Here is a 9,605-nt window from a genome sequence, read left to right on the forward strand (position 1 = left end):
TCGCAAACCCGCGATGCGCCAAGAGGGGGATTCATCATGCGCTGCCGAAAATCAAAAACCTCGTCTCTTCCCCTTTCTCTCGTCGATCTTTATCGGGAGCTGAAGAAAAAGAGAAAGAAAGAAGCAACAACGATATCAGAACGCGATCTGACGGCCAAAGAGCAGCAGCTCATCAGCCGCATCCAGGCGATGACGGCGGAACAAAACGAAAACAATGTCACCCGGACAACGGCCTATCTCGATTTTTACTTGCGCCATCGCGAAATTCATTGGGCATTTTTAGGGCATATGGTGTCGCGCAACGGCGGCTGGAATATGACCGACTTAAAAGGGGAATTGCTCATGAGGCTGCTCTCGGAAGACGACCGGCAGTCGTTTTTCGCCTTTTTGGAGCGCGGCAATTGGCTCATTTTTCAAGACATTTATCCACAGTTTTTGTTGTATGAGGAAAGCAAAAAGCGGGGAGAGCCGTTATTTTATTTATTGCCATGGCTTGGCGTCTCAACGTTTATGGAAACGATATGGCACCATTTTTGGCGCCACGGCGACCCGTACACGCTCGCCATCGCCTTAGTCGTGAACGAACAAAGCTATTTGGAATCCCGCGTCATTCAACATCCTGCTTTTCGGCAAACGGTTTTTCAGACGCTGGAGTTTAAACTGCAGGAACTACTCTGCTTCAACCATATTTTGTTTCCGCATGACGACGGCCGGGGCGGCACCGCCTTGATCGGCCAAACACTCCACGAGTTTGAGTCGCTCCATGAACGCATTTTGCTCGGCAAACGGCTGTACTCGATTTTGTTTGACGATGAAGAAACATTGGAAAACGCTGTGCGCTGGGCGGTGCGCCATCCGCACACCGGCTCGCGCAAAGACTATTGGCCGCAGCTGTTTAACGACGTATGCGAATCGTTTCCACGGGAGCCGTACCGCCGCCGCATCCGCGATTGCCGAATCGTTCCCGGCGCCCCGCGCCTATACAGCCCGCAGCTTCGTCACGCGTGGAAAAACGTCGTCCATGAAGCGGTTGAACCCGGCGATTGGTTTACCGACCCGCACGTTGTCGGCTACCTTGTCAAACCGGAACGACCGACGAATGGAGAGATTGTGGATGCCTATTGTGAAACGCTCGAAAAAATGGAGCTGGCGATCATCGCCAAACACGCCTTCTTTCATGCGCGCTAGCCGCCGCGCCTACGTGGCTTCAGCGCTGCTTGCGTCTTGGACGGGGACGTATTTGGATTTGTATTTCGTGGGAAAAGGGCTGTATGCGTTCCCGAAACGGCCCTTTCCTTCTGTCTTTTCGATCGATATTTTCTTTACGGCCGTCGTTCTTCCGCTCGGCACCGTCTTCTTTCTTGCCCTCATGGAGCGGCTTAGCCGCCTTGGGCGCATGGGGCTCATCGCTGCATTGTCGGCATTGGCGGCCGCATTGGAGGCCAAAGCCGAGACGTACGGTTTGTTCACCCACACGGCCGAATGGAGCCATTGGTATTCAGTTGCCGGTTACGGTCTTTTTCTTTCAATAATATGGGAATTTTACCGCCGATTCCAAACGGTGGACTAGCACGAATGGCGCATAAAGGCAATGGCAGCGAGCAACGATAACGGGGAACAAACCGAAAAGACGAGCAGCTGCCGGATAGGAGGAATCCGATTGAGAAGAAAAAAAGCCGCATTCCTTTGCTTGGCTGTCATCGCCGCCAGCGTTGCCCTCATCGCCCAACCGGACACGGATGGAAAAGCATCCAAAACGGGCGGACGGGCCGTCATAACGATCTACTTGGCAGGTGATTCGACCGTCGCCGCCGCCCCCCGCTCCCGCGCTCCCCGGGCCGGATGGGGTGAAATGCTCGATGATTGGTTTGATGACAACGTCATGGTGAAAAATATGGCCGCTTCCGGCCGCAGCGCGAAAAGTTTTGTCGAGGAGGGGCGGTTGGCTCGCCTGTTGCATGAGATGAAAAAAGGGGATTACTTGTTCATCCAATTTGGCCATAACGATGAAAAGGTGAACGACCCGGCGCGCCACACCGAGCCGTTCACCACCTATCAGGCATATTTGAAACAGTGTATTGACGGCGCCCGCGCCAAAGGGGCGACTCCTGTCCTCATCACCCCGGTCGAGCGGCGGCGCTTTTCCGCCGACGGACGAGCGCTCGATTCCCACGGGCCTTATCCTGCCGCCATGAAAGCGCTGGCGAAACAAGAGCACGTGCCGGTTATCGATTTGACGGCGAAAAGCAAACAGCGGTTTGAACAGCTCGGTCCGGAGCGGACGAAACGGTGGTTTTTATGGCTCGCACCGGGCGAACATCCCAATTACCCGAACGGCATCAGCGACAACACCCACTTTCACCAGCGAGGGGCGAAGGAAATCGCCCGGCTCGTCGTGGAAGGAATTGTCGAACTCAACCTTCCTCTTCGCCGCCACCTCATCCGTTCACCGGAACGGGAACATGCGCCAAGCCGCTAGGCCGGCTCAGCCCCGTCCCTCCACCGCAGCAGATCCATCGCCCATCCGCGAACTGCTGCCGCCGGCAACGCCTTTTTTTTGGCTTGCTGCCGATGCCCGTCCGATCCCGGATGAGCAATCTTTTTGGCCCTTCACTCCCTCGCCCGACGCCGCTGACCGCCTACCGGGCGCTTTCGACAAACGACGCCTGACGGCCCGACGACAAATGATACGTTTTGTCCAGCAGGCGATGGTACATCGACGCGAGCACTTGCTGAAACAGCATGCCAAGCACAACCGGCACGCTCACCGGCGGCGGAAAGTAAGTCATCGCCAGCACCGCGCCGGCGCTGATGTTGCGCATGCCGCCGGTAAACGTCAGCGCAATGATGTCCGGCGGGGCAAATTTCAACCAGCGGGCCGCCATCCAAGAAAGGAAATAGCCGGAGCCCGCAATCACGAAGACGAGAAACGCCATGAAAACCAAGCGAGCGTCAGCATGACCAAAATACGGAGCGACAACCGCGCTATTGATCATGACAACAAGCACAAGCGCCAGTTTGGAAAATGGCGCCAATCCCCCCGCCAGCCGTTCATTCGCGCGGCCGGACAACCGCTCGCTGACCAACATCCCGCCAAGCGATGGCAAAATAATCATAAAAAACAACCCGAGCACCATTTGCCAAACGTCGATCTCGACCGCGCTTCCCGCAAACAGCAGCAACGTCAGCGGCACAACGGCCGGCGACAAAAACGTATCAATCAAAATGACGGACAGCGCCAACGCCAAGTTTCCCCGTCCGATCGACACCCAGATGAAGCTCGTCACCCCAGTCGGAATGGCCGCCGCCAGCACAAAGCCGATCACCGTCAGCCGATCGTGGCCGAAAAACAAATGCCCAAGCCCAAACGCCCAAAGCGGGATCACGAGGTGAAGCAAACATAACGCCGCCGCGATCGGACCGGGGTGAATAAGCGCCTCTTTCAAATCAGCCAACCGCAGCCGCAAACTGCCGCTAAACGTCATAAACGCAAACAACCACGGCACAAGTGCGGCATAATCGTGCAACTCGTTAGACAGCCATACACCGATCACTACGCTCGCCGGCGTCAGCAGCGGCAACACCTTCTCAAGCCGGCGGTTGATCGATTGCCACATCGGTTTCATCTCCCCATCTCGCCTTCAAGGACGCGTTCGCATTTCCTATGCCTACATTTTTCTATTATACACCGTAGCCGTGCAAAGAGAAGCACAAAACCGAATTGTCTCAACATACAAAAATTCCAGCTGTTTTCCGTATGGCAGACGACGATCATGATTCATATACGAACACGCCGTTCCGCTCATCTTTTTGTACTTGGCCAATGGACACTAAATACTCCAAATGCGCCAACGTTTCCGCCACCGCAAACCGCCATTGGTGCGCCGTCAGCGGCTTATGGCCGAACACAAGATCAGCGATGTCATAAGCGGTGCGCCCCTTTTCCGTCAACGCTTTCATTTTTTTCAACCGGTGCTCGTGATGGCGGAAAATATCACGGATCCGCTCGCGAAATTGACGGATGACAGCGCCATGAGCAGGCAAAGCCACCTCCACATGGAGAGCCTCCACATTGCGCAGCGAAACAAAATATTGCTCGAGCGGATTCGGATGGGCGCCCGGCCATACCCCGATGTTTGGGGTAATGCGGTCGAGCACGTGATCAGAGACAAGCAGCTGGCGCGACTCTGGCTGATAAAAACTGATCAACCCATCGCTGTGCCCCGGAACCGGAATGACGGTCCATCGCCGTTGGCCGAGCACAATTTCATCGTCAGCCAACACTGTTAGTACAGGAAACGGACTGACGCGGAGCGACAACTTCTCCATACTCTCTTCGATGTCCGCCACAAGGTCTTTCGGGACGCCGTGGCGGCGAAACAGCGCAGCCACTTCGCTCGCCTGGCGACTCTCTTCCCCCCACACTCGTTCCGCCATCGCATAATCAGGCTCACTGATCCATACAGGCGCTTCCGTTTGTTGCTGCATCCACCCAGCCAGGCCGAAATGGTCCGGGTGAAAATGCGTGATGTAAATGGCGCGAACGTGCCGCGGCTTGATTCCAAGTTGCCGAAACACTGCTTCCCAGGCGCGAATCGCCTCAGGATAGCGAAAGCCGACGTCGACAATGCTCCATCCATCCGTTTCTCGGCATACATAACAATAAACATGCTTCATCGGAAATGGGACTGGGATCGGAACGCGGTACATTTCATCTCCTATCCGCTCCATTTCAATCTGCGTCATCCATTCTCTCCCCTTTTCTTTACATCAACACCTCTTTTTTTCACCAAACAACAAAGACAACTTAGTTTTATTTTATATTTCTGAATATTTAGTTAACAAAAATATTATGCTACAACCCTTCATCTTTTTCAACTTTGAAAACCATGGTTCTAAAACAAAGAAGGCGCCCCTCCATATAATCGGGGCACCTTGTTAAGATCATCTTATATAGATCCAATACTAGGCCAATATACAGCGAGTCGCTGTATTTTATTATTTTGGATTTTTCTGATCGTTGATCTGCCAAGAAGCCATTTCTTCGGCAAACTCCGCCGCAGCAGGCTGCATCGTTCCCATCCGCCGGCTCATCCAGCGGTTGAGGCCGCGAATCACGTTTCGCATCGGTCCTTGCGTCATCGGCGCCATGCGTCTCCCTTGTCTCGCCCCCAACATCGCGGCTGCCACCGCTCCTAAGCTTACGCTGACGAGCGTCCAAATGGCGTTATGGTTTCTTCGCCGTCTAACAACCCCCAACCATGGATTCCACAACCCGCGGCCGCGCTGAACGCGGAACAGACGGAATAAGCGGTCCATTGTACCTCCACCTCCTTTTGCTCGACAGCTCCCGTTCAACGGTTAGCATACGTTTCCTCTGAAAAAGTCATACATGGAAAACATTCGATGCCAACGGGAAGTTCTTTCTATATAAAAAATTCCATATATTTCACTATTTTCAACCTTTTCATATCCCTATATACTGAATTCGTATATACAAACAAACGGAGGTCACGACATGAAAAACATCGTTCCTTTTGCTTTGGCCGCATCCATCACCACTATATGGCCAGCTTCAGCGTTCGCCATTGAACGCAACGATCCAGCTTTAGAGCAGTATTTAAATGAAGCAGGGATCACAGTCGAAGAGCTGGAAAATTATTTGGACTATGAAGGCTATTCGCTCGATGAGTTTGACAGCGTGGACGAATTGCGCCGTGAGTTCGGCGAGCCGCTCACGGAAGAAAATTTAGCTCAGTTGCTCGCCAAACACGGATTGACCGAACAACAGCTTCGACAAATGCTCATCGACAATGGAGAAATGGAAGAGTCACAGGCCATTACTGATGTGTTTTTATTTTACAATGATCTGGAAGAATATATCGAACTGTTTAAAGATTACTCCGTTCCGATCACGGATGAAACGTTGGCCGCCTTTCTAAACGAACGCGGAATGACAAAGGAAGAGCTCATCGCCCTTCTTGATCGGCATGGCGAATCGTTGGCCGATTACCACTCGATCGGCGAGCAGAAAGATATCGTCGATTATTATCGAAATTTGACGCCGTTGACCGAAGAAACATTAAACAAATTTTTACAAGAAATTGGCATGACGAAAACGCAATTGGAAAAACTGCTGTCTAAAAACGGCGATTCGCTTGACAATTATGCGACGGTCGAGGAACTGTCGGAGGCCGTCATCGACTACTTGCTTCCGGATTTAGACGAGCTTGGTTTGACGGACGCAGAGTTGGAAAAGCTCTATCACCATTTTGAATCGCTTAATATGGAAGATCCACAATTCGCCGAGAAAATGGAAGAAATCGGTCAACGGCTTGAGGCGATCGGTGCGTACGATTTTACAAGCGTTACGGAGTTATCGCCAACGCAAATCGCTGAGATCGCCAATGTATGGACCGACCTGCTTTCCACATTTCAGCTGGAAGCGAAGTTTTATTTGTCAAACGGTGGCGAGAAAAAGCTGCTCAGCCTGTCGACGCTGCTGACAATGGAATCAGCGAACGGCTACGATTTGCTTGTTGAAATTTACAGCACCGAAGGCGAGCTGCTGGCTGATTTTGTCGTGACCGAAGAGATGTTTGCCTCCGACATATTCGATGAAATCGGCGAAGACTTGCAACAGAGCGGCCAGGCAGCGAAAATCGAAAAAGTGGTGAAACCGGCGCCGCCGAAACCGCTGAAGCGGACCGAAGCCGGAGCGAAACTGCCGAAGACGGCATCCCCGTATGCCGCTTATATGCTTTTTGGTTTGACCTTCATCGGTGCCGGCGCATTCCTTGTCCGCTTCCGCCAAGGAGTTGAGACGAAATAAATGAACCGGAAACGGCTCGTGCGCTTTTTTGGAGCATGCTTGATCGCAGCTGGAATCGCCGTAGCCGCCGTTAGCGGCTTGAAGTGGAAAAACGGCCTCGAGGCGGTCAAACCGCTGTCTGTTGAAATAGAGAGACAAACAGGCGATGCGCCGATGCAAATCCAAAGTTCACTCTACCCAAAACAGCCCAAAATCGGCGAACAAATCGGCGAACTCATCATCCCGAAGCTCAACATGAGCCTAGCGATTTACCACGGTACAGATGAAGACGAGTTGGAAAAAGGGGTCGGCCATTACGCCGGCAGTGTCCTGCCAGGAGAGGCGGACAACTGCGTGCTTTCTGGCCATCGCGACACGGTCTTCCGCCGTCTTGGCGAAGTCGGCCAAGGCGATCTCTTGATCGTCCGTACGTCCGCCGGCACATTCACCTATAAAGTGCGCAAAGTGCGCATCGTCGACGCCGACGACCGGACGGTCATCGTTCCAAAGCCGAAAGCGACACTCACCGTTTCCACGTGCTATCCGTTCCGCTACGTCGGCCCTGCTCCGCAGCGGTACGTGCTCGTCGCCAACTTAATCAATGATCGCTCTTAACCTTGCAAAAAGCGAAAGGATGGCCGAAACAAGGGCCATCCTTTTTTACTTCACTTCGTACGCGGTCCAAGTCGGCTTTTTGATTTTCGCCGACAGCGAGACAATTTTCCGTTTCACTCGGGCTGCTTCCCCTCCCGCTAACGGCATCGGCTGGTAGTTGTTCCTTGTCGTCACCGATGAAATGCGAAACGGGATGACGCGGATTTCTTTTTTGGCCGTCCGCTTGCCGTTTTGAAAAGAAAACACCTGCTGGAAAACAAACGTATCTTTGTCGCTCGGGTTTTTGTTTCCGCCAAACATAAAATTCCCTAAACTGTAGACAATAAATTTGCCTTTGTACTCCTCGATCCCTTGCACGACGTGCGGGTGATGGCCGACGACCAAATCGGCGCCGCTGTCAATCGCAAAGCGGCCGAGCGCCTTTTGCGTGCTGTTTGGCACATAGCTTCGTTCCACTCCCCAGTGGAAATGGACTAGAATGATGTCGGCTCCTTGTTTCCGAAGCGTGCGAATATCGTTGGCGATTTGCTTGCGCAACGTGCGGGTATTGCTCCAACCTTCATAGCCGAGCGCCCCGACTTGAATGCCTTTGACCGTTTTCATGAGCCGAAGCGTACGGCCGAAATAACCGATCTTTTCTTTTTTTAGACTGGCGATCGTATCGTTATATCCTTTTTGCAAGTAATCGTATGTATGATTATTGGCCAGATTCACCGCCTCAATGCCGCCATAAGTTAAGATTTTCGCATAACTCGGGTGGCCGCGGAAACGAAATGTCTTGCTTGCCTTGCGCGTCGAGGTCGTCAGCGTCGTTTCCAAATTGACGGTCGTAAAATCGTCCTTTTTGAAGATCGGCTCAATGTATTTCGTAAAATAGCGCAAGCCGTGCTTCTTTGCTTCTTCATCAAACGAATACGCATAGCCATAATTTTCATCGCGCCCGAGCGTCACATCGCCCGCCGCGCTGATGGTGATGCGCACTTCGTTCGAGTTCGGCGCCGCTTGTTTGGCAGAGGCTGACGCTATCACCATCTTATCGATCGGACTCGGCAGCGGCGGATGCTCGATGGTTTGCCCCGCCGGTTCATTTGGCGCCGCCAGCACTTCCTCGGCGCCGCGATCAGCTGCGTTGCCGCAGGAAAATAAAAAGATCGACGCCATACACAGAAGCGCCGCGTTTTTCCCCTTCGTCCATCCGTTCATGCTCCCTCTCCCATCCATCTATTTTCTTCAAACTGCCAAAACTTCTGCTAATGACGTATTCAACACACCCCCTCTTTATCCCTTTTCTTTCCCTCAATTTAGGAATGATGGCCTAGCCAAGCCATGATATAATGAGCTTGCAGGCGTTTCCCCTCTATTTCCACATCTCGGACTCCTCACGTTTCATGATTGAAACGCCCCAAGCAAAATCCCCTCTCGATAGGGAGGTTTCTTCATGGAAGGGCTGTTGCGGCAGTTAACCACACTTGTTCAAGGGCTTGTCGATGACATGTCCGTCCTGAAGCAAGACATGCAAACGGTGAAGCAAAAATTGGGCCAACTTGAACAACGAATGGACAAACTGGAACAACGGATGGACAAGCAGGAAGAAGAGTTGCGCTGGCTGAAAGAGCAGATGAAAGAAAACACGGACATGATCAAAGCGATCCGCGACAATCAACTCGAGCAGCACAGCATTCAAGACGGCATGCGCCATGAAATCGCCAGCCTCCGCGGAGAAATGGCCGGCATTCGCGAGCAGATGGCCACAAAAGACGATCTTTCCCGCCTTCGCGAGCAAATGGCGACAAAAGAAGACATCTCCCTCATTCATCAGCGGCTTGATTATCAACTTGGCCGCATCGCGAAAGTGGAGGAGGAGATGTATTTGCTGAAGAAAGTAGATTGACACTCCACACGCTTAAAGGCATGGGATTCTTGGATCGTTTGCGTCCTCATCCATTTCTGGTTCGGACAACGCCCAAGTTTAGGGGGGTGTCATCACCCCGTCCCATCGGGTTAGGATGTACCCCATGGGCGGCGCACCTGTGACCAGTGCGCCTGCTAGTACGACATAGACTCCTGCAGCAAACGTGATTCCTTGCATAAGAGAGAAGACAAGAAAATTGACACCGCCGCTTAACTCCTTCTCGGTGAACTACCCCCACTTAATTTTCTAGCGAAAATTTGAAGTGGG

10 protein-coding genes are annotated in these 9,605 nt (G+C 52.6%); 6 read left to right on the forward strand and 4 right to left on the reverse strand.

All coding sequences use genetic code 11. The features are described 5' to 3' along the window. The first annotated feature begins 36 nt into the window (after positions 1–36). The 3 genes from ETR37_RS02925 (at position 37) to ETR37_RS02935 (ending at position 2,479) form a co-directional block, all read left to right on the forward strand. Positions 37–1,188 (forward strand): DUF2515 domain-containing protein, encoded by a 1,152-nt coding sequence (locus tag ETR37_RS02925; RefSeq protein ID WP_129446892.1) that lies wholly within the window; start codon positions 37–39, stop codon positions 1,186–1,188. Next, a complete protein-coding gene (locus ETR37_RS02930) occupies positions 1,178–1,570 on the forward strand; it encodes a CBO0543 family protein (protein ID WP_015375075.1) in 393 nt (130 codons plus the stop codon). Before ETR37_RS02925 ends, ETR37_RS02930 begins: the two co-directional genes overlap by 11 nt. Before the next feature lie 90 nt (positions 1,571–1,660). Further along, positions 1,661–2,479: a rhamnogalacturonan acetylesterase gene (locus ETR37_RS02935; protein WP_081133178.1), complete on the forward strand. Its 819-nt coding sequence runs from the start codon at positions 1,661–1,663 to the stop codon at positions 2,477–2,479. Between the two features lie 160 nt (positions 2,480–2,639). Here ETR37_RS02935 and ETR37_RS02940 read toward each other — a convergent pair whose 3' ends face one another. The 3 genes from ETR37_RS02940 to ETR37_RS02950 form a co-directional block, all read right to left on the reverse strand. Further along, on the reverse strand, positions 2,640–3,617 hold the full coding sequence (locus tag ETR37_RS02940) for a bile acid:sodium symporter family protein (RefSeq protein ID WP_081133183.1): 978 nt from the start codon (positions 3,615–3,617) through the stop codon (positions 2,640–2,642). A 154-nt stretch (positions 3,618–3,771) separates the two neighbouring features. Continuing rightward, positions 3,772–4,746, reverse strand: a complete 975-nt coding sequence (locus ETR37_RS02945; protein WP_015375078.1) for an MBL fold metallo-hydrolase — start codon at positions 4,744–4,746, stop codon at positions 3,772–3,774. Positions 4,747–4,998: 252 nt separating this feature from the next. Further along, positions 4,999–5,319 (reverse strand): hypothetical protein, encoded by a 321-nt coding sequence (locus ETR37_RS02950; protein ID WP_015375079.1) that lies wholly within the window; start codon positions 5,317–5,319, stop codon positions 4,999–5,001. Between the two features lie 199 nt (positions 5,320–5,518). On the opposite strand from ETR37_RS02950, the gene ETR37_RS02955 reads away from it, so the two are divergent. Next, the gene (locus ETR37_RS02955) at positions 5,519–6,832 is read left to right on the forward strand and encodes a processed acidic surface protein (RefSeq protein ID WP_020754269.1); all 1,314 of its coding nucleotides are present in this window, start codon (positions 5,519–5,521) and stop codon (positions 6,830–6,832) included. Then, positions 6,833–7,426 carry a class D sortase gene (locus tag ETR37_RS02960; protein WP_015375081.1) on the forward strand — a complete coding sequence of 198 codons (594 nt, stop codon included), beginning with the start codon at positions 6,833–6,835 and terminating at the stop codon, positions 7,424–7,426. It abuts the gene before it with no gap. Between the two features lie 45 nt (positions 7,427–7,471). On the opposite strand, the gene ETR37_RS02965 is transcribed toward ETR37_RS02960, so the two are convergent. Then, the gene (locus ETR37_RS02965; RefSeq protein ID WP_020754268.1) at positions 7,472–8,629 is read right to left on the reverse strand and encodes a CapA family protein; all 1,158 of its coding nucleotides are present in this window, start codon (positions 8,627–8,629) and stop codon (positions 7,472–7,474) included. Between the two features lie 235 nt (positions 8,630–8,864). Between ETR37_RS02965 and ETR37_RS02970 the strand changes: the two genes are divergently transcribed. Further along, positions 8,865–9,317: a hypothetical protein gene (locus ETR37_RS02970; RefSeq protein WP_020754266.1), complete on the forward strand. Its 453-nt coding sequence runs from the start codon at positions 8,865–8,867 to the stop codon at positions 9,315–9,317. The last annotated feature ends 288 nt before the right edge of the window (positions 9,318–9,605 follow it).

It is taken from the genome of Geobacillus sp. PK12, assembly GCF_004123125.1.
Lineage (GTDB): Bacteria > Bacillota > Bacilli > Bacillales > Anoxybacillaceae > Geobacillus > Geobacillus zalihae.

Bases quoted from the DNA above. Each gene is read 5' to 3' on its own strand.
- ETR37_RS02925 (WP_129446892.1), top strand. From the start codon at position 37: ATGCGCTGCCGAAAATCAAAAACCTCGTCTCTTCCCCTTTCTCTCGTC.
- ETR37_RS02930 (WP_015375075.1), top strand. From the start codon at position 1,178: ATGCGCGCTAGCCGCCGCGCCTACGTGGCTTCAGCGCTGCTTGCGTCT.
- ETR37_RS02940 (WP_081133183.1), bottom strand. From the start codon at position 3,617: ATGTGGCAATCGATCAACCGCCGGCTTGAGAAGGTGTTGCCGCTGCTG.
- ETR37_RS02945 (WP_015375078.1), bottom strand. From the start codon at position 4,746: ATGACGCAGATTGAAATGGAGCGGATAGGAGATGAAATGTACCGCGTT.
- ETR37_RS02950 (WP_015375079.1), bottom strand. From the start codon at position 5,319: ATGGACCGCTTATTCCGTCTGTTCCGCGTTCAGCGCGGCCGCGGGTTG.
- ETR37_RS02955 (WP_020754269.1), top strand. From the start codon at position 5,519: ATGAAAAACATCGTTCCTTTTGCTTTGGCCGCATCCATCACCACTATA.
- ETR37_RS02960 (WP_015375081.1), top strand. From the start codon at position 6,833: ATGAACCGGAAACGGCTCGTGCGCTTTTTTGGAGCATGCTTGATCGCA.
- ETR37_RS02965 (WP_020754268.1), bottom strand. From the start codon at position 8,629: ATGAACGGATGGACGAAGGGGAAAAACGCGGCGCTTCTGTGTATGGCG.
- ETR37_RS02970 (WP_020754266.1), top strand. From the start codon at position 8,865: ATGGAAGGGCTGTTGCGGCAGTTAACCACACTTGTTCAAGGGCTTGTC.